General features: G+C 44.1%; 11 protein-coding genes. 1 reads left to right on the top strand and 10 read right to left on the bottom strand.

The annotated features are described in order from the left end of the window. Positions 1 to 4: 4 nt before the first annotated feature. From NZ875_00725 to NZ875_00715, 3 genes are all read right to left on the bottom strand, one after another. Positions 5 to 1,156, bottom strand: a complete 1,152-nt coding sequence (locus NZ875_00725; protein MCS7174264.1) for an ABC transporter permease — start codon at positions 1,154 to 1,156, stop codon at positions 5 to 7. 76 nt (positions 1,157 to 1,232) lie between these two features. Next, complete coding sequence (locus NZ875_00720; GenBank protein MCS7174263.1) at positions 1,233 to 3,065, bottom strand: ABC transporter substrate-binding protein; 1,833 nt, start codon at positions 3,063 to 3,065, stop codon at positions 1,233 to 1,235. A 77-nt stretch (positions 3,066 to 3,142) separates the two neighbouring features. Beyond that, positions 3,143 to 4,378 (bottom strand): aminotransferase class I/II-fold pyridoxal phosphate-dependent enzyme, encoded by a 1,236-nt coding sequence (locus tag NZ875_00715; GenBank protein MCS7174262.1) that lies wholly within the window; start codon positions 4,376 to 4,378, stop codon positions 3,143 to 3,145. 100 nt (positions 4,379 to 4,478) lie between these two features. Between NZ875_00715 and tdh the strand changes: the two genes are divergently transcribed. Then, complete coding sequence (tdh, locus tag NZ875_00710) at positions 4,479 to 5,510, top strand: L-threonine 3-dehydrogenase (GenBank protein MCS7174261.1); 1,032 nt, start codon at positions 4,479 to 4,481, stop codon at positions 5,508 to 5,510. Here the strand turns inward: tdh and NZ875_00705 are convergent, their stop codons facing one another. The 7 genes from NZ875_00705 to NZ875_00675 are packed head-to-tail and all read right to left on the bottom strand — an operon-like array spanning position 5,511 to position 14,230. Further along, positions 5,511 to 7,112, bottom strand: a complete 1,602-nt coding sequence (locus tag NZ875_00705) for a DAK2 domain-containing protein (protein ID MCS7174260.1) — start codon at positions 7,110 to 7,112, stop codon at positions 5,511 to 5,513. 14 nt (positions 7,113 to 7,126) lie between these two features. Next, complete coding sequence (locus tag NZ875_00700) at positions 7,127 to 7,459, bottom strand: Asp23/Gls24 family envelope stress response protein (protein MCS7174259.1); 333 nt, start codon at positions 7,457 to 7,459, stop codon at positions 7,127 to 7,129. After that, positions 7,428 to 9,305: a 1-deoxy-D-xylulose-5-phosphate synthase gene (gene dxs, locus NZ875_00695; GenBank protein MCS7174258.1), complete on the bottom strand. Its 1,878-nt coding sequence runs from the start codon at positions 9,303 to 9,305 to the stop codon at positions 7,428 to 7,430. The genes NZ875_00700 and dxs overlap by 32 nt, the downstream gene beginning before the upstream one ends. After that, the gene (xseB, locus tag NZ875_00690; protein ID MCS7174257.1) at positions 9,271 to 9,507 is read right to left on the bottom strand and encodes an exodeoxyribonuclease VII small subunit; all 237 of its coding nucleotides are present in this window, start codon (positions 9,505 to 9,507) and stop codon (positions 9,271 to 9,273) included. The genes dxs and xseB overlap by 35 nt, the downstream gene beginning before the upstream one ends. After that, positions 9,476 to 10,681: an exodeoxyribonuclease VII large subunit gene (xseA, locus tag NZ875_00685; GenBank protein ID MCS7174256.1), complete on the bottom strand. Its 1,206-nt coding sequence runs from the start codon at positions 10,679 to 10,681 to the stop codon at positions 9,476 to 9,478. The genes xseB and xseA overlap by 32 nt, the downstream gene beginning before the upstream one ends. Beyond that, positions 10,678 to 12,174 (bottom strand): hypothetical protein, encoded by a 1,497-nt coding sequence (locus tag NZ875_00680; protein MCS7174255.1) that lies wholly within the window; start codon positions 12,172 to 12,174, stop codon positions 10,678 to 10,680. The genes xseA and NZ875_00680 overlap by 4 nt, the downstream gene beginning before the upstream one ends. 4 nt (positions 12,175 to 12,178) lie before the next feature. Further along, positions 12,179 to 14,230, bottom strand: coding sequence for a sodium-translocating pyrophosphatase (locus NZ875_00675; GenBank protein MCS7174254.1), 2,052 nt, complete (start codon positions 14,228 to 14,230; stop codon positions 12,179 to 12,181). Positions 14,231 to 14,235: the final 5 nt, after the last annotated feature.

The raw sequence follows: 14,235 nt of genomic DNA, 5'->3' as shown, positions 1-14,235 counted from the left end.
TCCTTCAGTACCTGATGCGTGGATCGAGAACAGCGTAAAGTACATCAGCCACAAGATGGGCAATTAAAACGAAGATACCGGTGAAGACCAAAAGACCTATCAACAAAGGTGTATCCTGAGCGTTCAAAGCTTCTAAGTAAGCGCGCCCAATGCCAGGCCAAGAGAACATCGTCTCGGTGATGATGCCTCCCCCTACTGTGAAACCCAAACTGATGACGAAGTTGGTTACTAAAGGCAGCAAAGCATTTCTCGCCGCGTGTTTGTCACGAACAATGTCGTCCGGCAAGCCCTTGGCTTTGGCGGTGGTTATGTAATCCTCTCTGATCACATCCAACATGGTGTCGCGCATGACGAGCATACTACCAGCGAACGAGTAAAGTGTGAGAGTTAACACTGGAAGTACCATGTGTTTTATGATATCCCAGGCATAAATTGAATAGCCTGAGAGGATCCACGTCACGATCGAAATTACTATCGTGGAAATGGAAGAAGCATACAAAACAGCTTTTTTGGCAAGCAATGTCTTGAGCTTACTCGACACCAAGAGAACTATCAACAAAACGATGAGAAAAATCAAAGCGTTAGTCAGAAGCTTTATGAATATCGACTGGGCAGAGAACGTGGTTGTCTTCCACAAATTTGGATCGATGAACTGGTTCAAAGGAAGTATTTTCAGTATCACACCGAACAGCCAAATGTTGAATATCGCGAGTAGGGGTAAAAAAATCGTCCAGAAAACGATACCAACAAGAGTGGTAGTCTTATCAAGAGCACCACTTCTTTTCCAAGCTGCACGTTTTCCCAGATTGTACCCAAGGGCATAAGAAACAAGAGTAGAAGTGACAAAGAGAAATACAGTCCTTGGCAGTCTTTCAGCAATGATGGTGGTTACTTTGGATGGGAAATATGAAAAAGAAATCCCCAAATCTAACGTGAGAAAGTTCTTCATGTAGATGAGATATCTCATGTGAGCAGGTTTATCAAAACCAAACTGGCGCTTTAAATTTTCTCTGATTTCAGGTGTGAGCTTTGGATTCAATAAATACTGATCGACGAAGCTACCTGGCATTGCCTCGATCAACCAATAAACCACCGTCACATAGATGAACATGAGCACAACTATTTGCAGCACCCTTTTGCCCAGAAATTTCAGCACGCTATATCTCCTCCCTTGTTAAAAACCCAACCGCCCTTGTTGGGCGGTTGGGCATTCAGAGAAAGCCCATTCAAACTTACTTCACAACTTTGACCAGAGTTGGTGTACCAGAGACGTATTGCAATCCTGAAAGTGTTTTTTCGTATGGGAAGATGATCTGATCGATTCTGTAAGCTTCGAGTATCGGGGTATCGAACAAAACGATGTATGGAAGATCTTGAGCCAAGATTTCTTGCAACTTGAACGCAAGTTCTTTTGCTTTAGTTATTTCCGAAGCTGCGAGGAATTCGTCAGCAAGCTTGTCGAACTCAGGATTGTTGTATCCAGCGGCATTGAAATCACCAACACCAGCACGTTTGCTGTGGAAGAAGTCAGCAATGTGATCTGGATAATAACCCAAGCTCCAACCAAGCATATAAATGTCAAAATTGAATGGTTCGTCCCAAACTTTTTGCACGATGTAGTTGAAGTCGACCAGGTTAGCCTTTATGGGGATACCTATTTCGTTGGCCCACCTTTCAATGTAGAGAGCCATCGTTGCTCTCATCGGATCGTAACCAGTGCCAGGCGCAAGCAATTCAATTTGTTCGATCCTTTGACCGTTTGGAGCGATAAGACCTCTACCTTGTCTAACCACGTTGTTGCCCTCAATCTTGGGTTCAACTACCCACTTGAACCCCGCTTTTTTGAGCAGATCGATGGCCAGTTTTCTCCTATCACCGTAACTCATGTTGTAACCAGGCGAAAGCTCTGCAGTCTTTGGATTGTACCAAAATACGTTTCCAGACGGCACAACACTGTACTGTGGGAACGCTTGGCCTCCAAGAACCCTTGAACATAGAAATTCCCTATCGATGAGAGCAGCTATAGCTTGTCTGAACTCTTTGATGCTCATTGGATATCTTCTCAAGTTGAATGCCATGTACCTAAAGCCGTTCACGTTGTTGGTTATCATCTTTATTCCGCTGACTTTCGCCAGTTGATCCATTTCTCCTCTAACCAAACCGAGTGGGTTGAATATGAAGCTCACATCTCCATTGATCAACGAGGTGATCGCAGCGGCTCTGTTCAAATAGAATCTGTAGATGATGTCAGATACGTACGGCCCTGTGACTAATTCGAGTTCTTTTTCTCCCTTCGGTTCACCATATCCAGACCAATAGAAACCGGTGTTGGGATTCTTAATTTCAACAGCCCCGTTTTTGAACAGCGTCAGTACGGCACCTTTATCGTAGTAATCCGCTCTAGCCTTGACCTGCACGAAGGCACCTTTTTCCCACCTGACGAAGCTGAATGCCCCTACTATCGGCTCATCAGCTATATCGTAGTTATAGAGAGTCTGCAATGGTGCTCCCGTTTTCAGTGCTTCTTCAACTTTTGGTTCCCAATATTTTTTCGACAGTATAGGCATCATCAAAGCTCCAAAGTTAGCTTTCGCCAAACTGGGTTGTGTGAAGTATACTTTGATCGTGAAGTCATCGACTTTCTCTGCCTTGACAAAATAGTCCTTGTCGATCATACTCGCCCAGTTTCCACCAAGACCGTAATCTACAATCAACTTCTTAACAGTATTCATTGTCCAAACTACATCATCAGCGGTCAAACGGGTACCATCGGACCATTTTACATCCTTTCTGAGTGGAACGATGTACACCCAGAGGTTTCCTTCCTGAACGATCTTCGGAAAGTCTGACGCAATGCTTGGGATCCAGTCGAATCTCACGTCAGAATAAGCGTACAATGCACCATACCTTGGTCCCAAGATGTAACTGTTCCATACTGTGGCGTTTGGACCGTAATGGTTCCAAGGATTCAACGTTTTTGGTTCCTGTAAGAAAGCCCAATTCACGGTTTGTGCAAAAACTGAGAATGCGACGAGAAGTGTAACAACTACTAGTAATTTCTTCATTCCCTCTACCTCCCTTCTTAGGTTTTCATAGCAGCATATATTATACTACACTCAAAACATCGTTATGAATACCAACATCAAACTTTTCGCTCTTTTTTGTATTTTTCCAACACACCCAGTACGTAATCTATGTCAGCAGGTGTATGATCAGCGTTCACTTGAAATCTTATGGTCTCATCACCCTTTGGAACAACCGGGTAATTTAAACCTGTTGCGAGTACGCCATGCTCGATCAAATAATTCACCATATCGGCAGTTCGTGCAGTGTCCCTGACAAGCAAAGGTACGATGGGATGTTCACTCTCGATCGTTTCGTAACCCAATCTGACGATTCCTTCACGAAACCTTCTTGTCAAACCGCGTAGATATGAAAGCCTTTCTCTACCTTCGGAACTATCCAAAATCTGAAGAACTTTCAGGGCACAGGCAGCTTCTGCTGGAGTGATTGGATTCGAATAGATGTAAGTGATGGCTTTTTCTCTGAGGTACGTTATGACAGTTTCACTCGAAACAACATAACCTCCATTGACACCAAACGCTTTACCAAGCGTTCCGATGAGCAAGTCTGCTTTAGATCCTGTCACTTCCTCTGTGCCTCTACCAGTTTCACCGAACGCACCAACTCCATGCGAATCATCAACAACCGTGATGATGTTCTGACTGAAATGTCGATCATATTTCTCAGCTAGTGCTTGTATTACATTCAAAGGTGCGTAGTCTCCCCTCATGCTGAACACACCATCAGTAACGATGATCAACCTTTCGGCTTTACCAATGCTTTGAACGATCTTCTCTTCAAGATCCTTCATGTCGAGGTGTCTGTAAATGAGCCTCTCTTTGGGTCTTGCCAGCCTCACAGCATTTATGATGCAATTGTGATTCAATTCATCGCTGATCACAATTGTTTCGGGCGTGACCAAAGCAGCTATGACGCCTATCACAGTGACATACGCTGCACTGTAGATCATGGCTTCCTCTCTCGCATGGAACCTTGCTAAAGCTTTTTCAAGATCTCGGTGTGGCTGAAAAGTCCCACTGATGAATCTCACAGCCCCAGGTCCCACACCGAACTTTCGAACCGTTTCTTCCTCGATTTTTATGATTTCTTCTTTCAATGACATACCAAGGTAAGAGTTTGAATTCATCCTTATGAATTCCCTCTCACCAAACCCTTTCAAAAGATACCTTGGACCCTTCCCATCGGAAGGTTTTTTCACATCGACTATGATGAACTCTTTACCCTTTGCTCGTCCTTCTTTCTTCAATTGTTCTATTTCTTCGAACAAAACCTTTTCCAATCTGTCTACCGCCACGATTTTTCACCCCCTTCCACGCCGATTATACAATCGGCATTTCGTTTTTCATAACTATTTGTTGTACACTGTTCTGTGGAGAAAGAAGGAGGGATGAAACGTGAAAGCTTTGGTTAAAACATCCATGGCGGAAGGTCTCACAATGATGGAAGTACCGGAACCGCAAGAACTTGGCCCAACTGAAGTACTAATAAGGGTTAGAACAGCTTCAATTTGCGGTTCAGACGTTCATATTTACAAATGGGACAGCTGGGCTCAAAGCCGTATAAAACCACCCATCATAATTGGGCATGAGTTTTCTGGCGTTGTGGAAGCTGTCGGTGAAGCTGTTGAAGTCGTAAAAGTTGGTGATTATGTGGCTTGCGAAACTCACATTCCATGTTTGAGCTGTATTCAATGCCGCACCAACAGGATGCACGTGTGTAGGAACATGAAAATCATCGGTGTGGACATCAACGGTGCATTCGCTGAATACGTGAAAGTACCACAAACGGTCGTCTGGAAATTATCTGCCGAGATAGAGCCAATTTTCGCGTCAGTCATGGAGCCATTTGGTAATGCAGTACATACGGCCTTAGTGGAAGATCTAACTGGTAAGACTGTGTTTGTGAGTGGTGTGGGACCTATAGGTGCCATGGCAATACAAATAGCAAAAGTGTCAGGTGCCGCTTTGGTCATAGCTTCAGAAATCAAGGAATATAGAAAATCACTCGCCATTGCTAACGGAGCTGATATTGTGATTGACCCAACAAAAGAAGATGTCGAAAAACGAGTAATGGAGCTGACTGATGGAAACGGTGTGGATGTTTTTCTTGAGATGTCTGGAAGTCCTGAGGCACTCAAGCAGGGATTAAAAGTAACAACGAACGGAGGAACTGTGTCCATCCTCGGACTCTACGGTAGAGATATTCCCATCAATGTGGATGAATTGCTAACCTTCAAGGGAATCAGAGCATTCGGGATAACCGGCAGAAAGATGTTCGAAACTTGGTATGTGGCAGACAAACTTTTGAAGCACAAGAAGGTCGATCTTTCCAAGATCGTGACACATGTGATAAATTTCAATGATTGGGAAGAAGGCTTCAGATTAATGATGAGTGGGCGATGCGGAAAAGTTGTCATGAAGTTCTGATCATTCGATCATCAACAGGTATGGATAGTGCGGTTGACCTCCTTCATAGATATCGATCTGAGGATTTTCCATAACCTTTTGAAAGACATTTTCCAAAATCGACACCTCTTCATCGGAGGCTTCCTGACCTTTAAAGATAGTAACGACTTCCCTTCCCCTTAAGTCTAAAGCTAACAAAGCTCTATGTAAAGCTTGTTTCAACGATTGACCATGCGCTACCAGGGATTTTCCTTTCATTATCATATATTCTCCCTTTTTGATCTTCGTGCCGTTATGCTTTGCGTCCCTCACAGCTTTCGTGATGCTCAAGGCGATTATATAACCAGCAGCCTCGTTGAATTTTTTGAAAAGCGTTTCTTCTGACTCGTTGGGGTCGAACGCCATCATCGCGGAAATGCATTCTTGAACCGTGTTTGTTGGTATCAGAAAGATCTTTTTATTGTTGATCTGTTCTGCTGCTTGTTTCGCAGCCAACTGAATGTTTGGGTTGTTGGGAAAAACAAAGACCACATCAGCATTCACCTTTTCGATGGCGATTTTCAAATCAGCCGTGCTTGGATTCATCGTTTGCCCACCACGAACTATTTGATCTACACCGAGGTTTCTCAGTACAGTGCTAATGCCTTGTCCCGGTGAGACCGCGACGAATCCATACTTTTTCCTCTGCTCAACTTGTTGTACCACATGTTCGTGCTGTAATTTCATGTTGTCTATCTTGACTTTCAAGATTTCTCCGTACTTCAGTGCTTCCTCTATGACTAAACCAGGATTGTTCGTATGCACGTGCGTTTTTAAAACATTCACGTCGTGCACTACTACGGCGGAATCTCCAAGTTTTTCCAAAAAGTTCCTGAAGGTTTCTATATCCGCACCAGAAAAACTGTTTTCTCTTTTTATCATCACCTCCGTGCAATATTGATACGTCAGTTCTTCCTGGGGTAACTCGATCGTCACTTCTCCCGTGACACTGGTCACAAGCTCTAAATTTGCTTGTTCACCGAGTGCCGCAGCATAAAAACCTTTGAGAATATAGAAAAGCCCTTTCGCACCCGCGTCAACCACATTTGCTTCCCTCAACACAGGCAGTAATTTTGGTGTTTCTCGAACTGTTTCTTCCGCCACCTGCACGATCCAACGAAACAGTTCTGAAAAGTCTTGTAAATTCTCTGCCTCGCTCGAGCGCTCCACAATCCTCCTCAGCACCGTGAGTATGGTACCCTCGACTGGCTTGATGACGGCTTTATAAGCGACATTCTTGGCTTCCTTGAACATCCCCAGTATATCCTTTGGTTCCAATGTTTTCTTTTTCTCACAATAGATGGCAAAACCTCTGAAAACCTGGGAGAGAATCACACCGGAATTTCCACGCGCTCCCATGAGCGTACCATTCTTTATGGCTTCCATAACAGATTGCAAATCAGTTTTTGTCAGTTGCTCTAAGTATTTACACCCTTCCCTCATCGTTGCGAGCATGTTTGAGCCAGTGTCTCCATCTGGGACTGGAAAAACATTCAACGCGTTGAGTTCATCAACATGAAGAGCGAGTTCTTCAGTTCCTTTCTCAAACGCGAGCTTCATGAATTTGCCATTCACTTTCGACAATTGCGGGCACCTCCTCAACGAACACCCGTTACGTGTACATTGACTTCAACATCTTCACAACCGCCAACACTACGCATGACATGTGAAACGCTCTCCATGATGTTCTTGGCCACTTCGGTGATCTTCACACCATACTCCACTTCTATGTAAATATCAACTACGATTTTCCCATTATCGTGCTCTTCAACTTTGATTCTTTCTTCCTCTTTCTCACCGAACAACTTTCCGAAAAAACTGTCCGAGGAGATGTTCACAGGACCATAACTTTGCAGAGTCGCTATGTAAGCAAGCTTCTTCAGCGCTTTCAAGCTCACTTCAAGATCTCCGTATTCCAACTTGAATACCACGTGTTTCAACCTCCTTTCCAAAAGATGATACCACACGATTACGAATGCTCTCGGGATCAAGCTCAGATAACCTTAGGAGCTCCTCTCTGCTACCGTGTGGAACGAATTGATCGCCTATACCTATCAAAAGCACTTTTCTATGTAAACCTTTACCATTGAGATAACTCAACACTGATTCTCCAAACCCTCCGTTGATGATTCCTTCCTCTACTGTGACTATAAGTTCGTGATTTTCTGCAATTTTCATCAAAGTTTCTTCGTCCAGCGGCTTGACGCATCTTACATATGCCACAGTGGCATCGAGATTAGCCTCCAAAACATTTTTTAACATTGTACCAACGGCTAGAAAAGCTACACTGCCCCCTTCCTTGACTATCTCCCAACGAAATGGATCTATCAACTTTGATCTTTGCCATAATTCTTCGAAGTTTGCCGTTTCCGTTTGCCTAGGGTATCTGATCGCAACGGTTCCTTTCACGTTCGTTTCAACCACAGTCCTTAACAAATCAACAAGTTCTTGCAAACTCGATGGTGTAAAGATCCTACTTTTCGGGACAGTTCGAAAGAATGCAATATCAAAGATGCCATGATGAGTTGGCCCATCTTCACCAACCAAACCTGCTCGATCCACAGCGAATATCACATCCAAATCTTGAAGCGCCACATCGTGAATGATTTGATCGTACGCCCTCTGTAGGAAAGTCGAGTATATGGCAACAACTGGTCTGAATCCAACACTCGCCAGTCCGGCAGCTAAAGTCACACATGATTGCTCCGTGATACCAAGATCAATGAATCTTTTAGGAAAGGTGTTTGCAAACTTTCTTAAGCCTGTCCCGTCTGGCATAGCAGCAGTTATAGCGATCAATCTTTCGTTTTTCTGAGCCAACCTCAAGAGAGTCTCTCCAAAAACTTCACTGTAGGAAATCTGACCATGAACCGTTAAAGCTTCACCCGACTCTGGATCGAACTTTGGGGAACTATGGAAGAAAACACAATCCCTCTCTGCTGGTTTGTATCCCTTACCTTTCTGCGTTACAACGTGCACTAAAACGGGGTAATCGTAGCTTTTTATTCTTTCGAAAATCTCAATTAACAACTTCAAATCATGACCGTCCACCGGTCCAATGTGCTTCAAACCTAACGCCTCGAAAAAGTCCACTCCTTGTATGAACTGCTTCAATCCTTCCTTGATCTTTTTCAGCTCCTCTTCAACGTTTCTTCCAACAGAAGAGCTCTCCAGCACCTTCTTTACTAAACCTTTGAAAGTCACGTAAGCTTGATTCGTACGTAATTTTGCAAACATTTCCGAGAGAGCTCCGACGTTCGGAGCTATGGACATGCCGTTATCGTTGAGTATTATCTTCAATTTTGAATTCATACTTTTCATTTGGTTCAAACTTTCCAAAGTTTCTCCGTTCGTGAGTGCCCCATCACCGAGTACGACAACAACGTTTCTCTTTTTTCCCAATAAATTCAGACCTCTCTCTATCCCTAAAGCAGCGGCCAGAGCTGTTCCGGCGTGTCCGGCGCCAAATCTATCCAGCGGACTTTCCTTGAGGCAATTGAAACCACTTATTCCACCAAGCATTCTCAAGGTAGAAAATTCGTTCCACCTGTAAGTCAAAAGCTTGTGTGTGTAACATTGATGTGATGTGTCCCATACGATCACATCCTCTTTTGGATCGAATACTTTATACAAAGCTAGCGTCAACTCGACCACACCCAAGTTGGAAGCTAAATGCCCCCCATTCTTTGAGACAACCTCGATGATTCTTTTTCTTATTAACTCTGCAAAAAGCTTCAAATCTTCAATCGTTGCGTCCTTCAGTTGGTCGATTGTCACCATCGTTCTCCACCCCATCGTGTTGTAACTGTGCATATAAATCTTCTATCTCAACTTTGATGCTCTTTAATGCTTCTTGCAACTTTCTGTAAATTTCAACACCTCTTTTGTACATGTTTAAAGATTCATCCAAGGTCAAATTCTGCGAGTTCAATAACTCTACGATCCTTTCAAGTTCGTTCATCAATTCTTCTATCTTCATCGACGATCACCCTCACTGACCCATCGTGAAACCTCAGCAAAAGTATATCGTTTTCGTTTAACTCGTTCTTCGATCTCACCTTTACTCCATTTTTCTCCACAATCACATAACCTCTATTCAATTCGTTCATTGGATTCAATAAATCTAGCTTTATCCTGAGTAACTCGAGATTTCGTTCCAAAGAGTCAATCCTGTCTTCCAACAGAGATTTCAATTCACCGAATTTCGATTTCAAGCGCATCTCGAATCTCTGCAGCAAATCAATTGAATTTCTTCTCGCTTCCTTCAAGAGTTCTTTAGAACGCTCATTTGCATTGTTCCAAGTTGTCATTAAGTTGACGAAAGATAACTTTAAAGAATGCCTCACTTTTTCGACTATTTCTCTGATGTCCGGTACCGCGTACTGAGCAGCCGCAGTTGGAGTGTGTGCAGCCACATCTGCCACTAGATCCACCAAAACTGTATCTATCTGATGACCAACACCTGTGATCACTGGATGCCTCATGGAATGAACAACCATAACCACTTCTTCATCGTTGAACAACCAGAGATCTTCCGTAGCTCCTCCGCCTCTAGCAATTATGACCACATCGAGTTCATCAGAGTTAGCATCAAGCAATGCTTTCATCAATTCTCTCTTTGCTTCCTCGCCTTGTACAGCGGTGTGATAGAGCACAACCTTTACAAAGGGAAACCTCTCCGAGATCGTTCTGAGTATATCTTGAAAAGCTGCCGAATTTCTTGAAGTTATTACGCCTATTTTTGAAGGGAATTTTGGTAGTGATTTCTTGGGTTTCGAGAACAAGCCGAGTTTGCTCAATCGTTCGTATGTTTCCTTGAGTTTCAAAAACATAGTACCTCGACTCGGAAGCAATTTCAAACGCTTACAAAGGAGCCTGTATTGTCCCCTGAGCGCATAAACCCTCACATCACCGGTAACCTGAACCATCTGACCATCCATAATTGAGACTCCCATGTACGCTCCTCCAAACAGGATACAACCAATGGTCGCATAGTCATCCCTCAATGAAAAGAACAAATGACCGTTTCTGCTTTTACAATCAATCACTTCACCTGCGACCGTGACATCGGTCAGTTTTGGATCACCCAGAAACAAATTTTCGATGTAAAAGGTGATATCACTGACACTGTAAACACGGTCTATGAAGCTCAACCCCCAGAATAATTTTCAGCTTTCTTGACGATTTCGGAAGGCACACCAAGTTTTTCAGCAAGCTTCAGGGCGATCTTTTCAACATGTTTTGCACCTGGGACGAGAGAATAATCAAGCATTCTGTGTGGGTCTTCTTCTTCAAGATTCTTTATTCTACCGCAACTGTAGACGTTTTTGGCTGCTGATACAACGCGTGGATAATGCGTACTGAGCAAAACATAGTCTTGTGAGTCGGAAAAATGCTCAACGATTGCCAGCGTGAGTGCTTCCCCTTCAACTGGGTTCGTACTCGTTCCGAATTCGTCAAACAGGAGAAGCTTTCTACCATGACATTGAAGAGCTCGTATGAAAGAGCGAATCTCCCTAGCGAATGAACTGAAACCTATTTCCTCTCCTTTCGAGATGAAACGAACATTACTAAAAACAGGACTTGAAAAGTACTCCGAAGGAATGGGAAAGCCAAGATGAAACAAAGCTACGAAGGCTCCTACAGTCTTGAGAGCTGTAGTTTTTCCACCCATGTTCGGTCCGCAGAGCACTGTCACTCCCGATTTCACTTCAATGTTCATCGGATAGTAGGTGTAACCTTTCGCTTCACAGTATTCAAGCACAGGAATAAACCTACCATTGATCACTCGAATTTGGTTACCAACTTCTGGGCGACAACAATTGTAGCGAGAATACATTCTGTAACGACACAGATCAATGTCCACAATTGTGACAGCTTTCTCACACAACTTGAGCAAATCGAGGTGAGCTTGTATTTGTTTTCTGACCTCATCCAACAATTCCTCAGCTTCAAGCTCCATCTTTTCCTCTAGTTGCTTCATGCTTTGCCTTAGTTGAAGCATCTTCTCCGTTTCAATGAGACGCAGATGCCATCTTTCTCCATAATCTTTCACCAATTGCGCCAAACCGTGATCGATGAGCTTTTTACCAATTTGTGCTTGGATAGTGAACTCTTCGTTGTTTGGTCTCAAACCAATCAAACTGTTAATTTCACGGCAGAGCCGAGAAAATTCCTTCTTCAATTGATCAGAGAGAATCAAATGAGCTTTCCTCAGCGCTAGTAACTTTTCTGATTGAAGCTGTAGAATCTCCCCATCACCGAAAAAATGAAATAGAACCTTCCAGATGTCATCCACATCTGGAAGGTCCCATACTGAGCTTGCCAACGTGTAAAGTGATGAAAAATTGTACACGAACTTCTTTAACTTCGCAAAATCTGATATTTCAACAAAACCGTTCTCAATTTGATGACTCAGATCTGGTATTCTTTCCAGAATCCTCTCCACACTTGATATGAATTCTTCGTTTTGCTTGAGAACTCTTTCCAACCTGTACCAATGGGAATGAAATTGCTGTTCCGACGCCAAAACACAGGAAAGCATTTCTATGGTCTTTCTTCCATATGGCGTTTTTGGTTTGAATGGTTCTAAGATTTCGTCGAGCATTGTGAAAGACCTGGTCGGTTCGTCTAAGAAAAGTTGCATCCTCTCACCGACTCAAAATCAGCAACAACAATGGTGCAAAAACTTCCGCAACCAGAGACATCACAGTGATCATAGTGTTGAGAGAAGGGCCAGCAGTATCTTTGAATGGATCTCCGACCGTATCACCAACGACCGCAGCTTTGTGTGCCTCAGAGCCTTTTCCACCGAAGTGTCCTTCTTCTATATACTTTTTTGCATTGTCCCAAGCTCCACCAGCGTTAGCCATGAAGAGTGCAAATATGATCCCACTCACTATACTACCAGCGAGAAAACCAGCAAGAGCTTCTCTACCGAGTATTACAAGAGTCAACGCTGGTGCTACAATGGCGACTATGCCGGGGAGCAGAAGTTCTCTCAATGCACCGGCTGTAGCTATATCAACGCACTTCGCATAATCTGGCTTCGCTTTTCCATCCGCCAAACCAGGTATCTCACGGAATTGTCTTCTTATTTCTTCAATCATCCTTTCAGAATTTCTACTGACGGCCAAAATCAGCATTGCTGATAGCAACGGTGGCATCATTGCACCAATGAATACGCCAGCGATCACTCTCGGTGACATGAGCTCCAGCGTTTTTATATCAACCAAGTGTGCATAGGCAGCAAACAGAGCGAGAACTGTGAGAGCCGCAGAACCTATAGCGAAACCTTTCGTTATGGCTTTAGAAGTGTTCCCGGCCGCATCGAGCATGTCCGTCACAGCTACCACTTCTTCACCCAAGCCGGATTGTTCTGCGACACCTTTGGCATTATCAGAAATTGGACCATAAGCGTCGGCGGAAATCACAGTGCCTACGATCGATAACATCCCGAGTGCTGCCGACGCTATGCCATAAAATGGATCTATTCCAAATCTTTGAGCTAAGTACCAAGCGGCGATGGTTGCAGTAGCGATACACAAAATTGGTGGAACGATGCTGATCATGCCGTATGAAAAACCCATGAGTATGTTTATTGCGGTGCCCGTAACAGATGCTTCAGCAATGGTTTTAGTCGGTTTCTTTTCTATGGATGTAAAGTAATCCGAAGTGAGTCCTATCACCATACCTGCTCCGAGGCCGGCCAGAGTGGGTAGAAAAACGCCCAACCAAGAATCGCCTTCAAGGTTAGAGAACCGTGTCGTGAAGAACAGAAACACGACGAAGATAAAGCATGTCAAGAACGTGCCGAGATTCAGAGCTCTACCGGGACTTCTTTTGATACTACGTGCAACAAACATCAGCGAAAGTATCGAAGCGAACAGACCCGCCGCCGCTATCGTCAGGGGTAAGACGGTGAGTGTCTCGTTCGCCATTTCAGCGCCAATGATCATCGTAGCTACCACGCTTGCTATGTAGGAATCCGTCAAATCTGCGCCCATGCCCGCCACGTCTCCGACATTATCCCCAACGTTGTCTGCTATCACTGCCGGATTCCTCGGATCGTCTTCGGGTATCCCAAGTTCCACTTTTCCCACCAGATCTGCACTTATGTCTGCCGTCTTTGTGTAAATACCCCCACCAGCCTTGGCGAATAGAGCCAAAGCGCTGGCTCCAAAACTGAAGCCTAAAACCACCGTTACAGCGTCAGCATCGACCCAACCTAGTAGTACTTTGAACACAAAAAACAGAATCGATATACCAAGCAGTGATATTCCAACCACAAACAAACCCATTACAGCTCCACCGTAGTAAGCTATCGGAAAAGCGGATCTCAATCCTTTTTGAGCTGCAGCAGCAACTCTGACGTTAGCCTCAACGGCCGCTCTCATACCTAGGTATGCGGCAAGTGTCGTGCACGCTGAACCAAGCACGTAAGCGATTGACATTGACAAACCAATAGTTGCTCCCTTAAGAAAGCTCACAACTGTGCCAAGTACGATGGTCATCACTAAAACGAATATGGCGAGCGTTTTGTTTTGCCTCCTCAAATAAGCGAGTGCCCCTTCTCTGATGGCTGCATGGATTTGCCTCATCCTGTCGTTTCCAGTGTCTTTCCTCAAAACATAAACCATCAACATGAGTGCGAGAACCATTGAACCTGCTCCTGCCAACAAACTCAGTATGAACCAAACCACGGTTT

The organism is Pseudothermotoga sp., assembly GCA_025060105.1.
In the GTDB taxonomy this organism is placed as follows: Bacteria; Thermotogota; Thermotogae; order Thermotogales; family DSM-5069; genus Pseudothermotoga_A.
The sequence above is the reverse complement of the archived record's forward strand: the minus strand, read 5'-3'. Positions and strand labels throughout refer to the sequence as shown.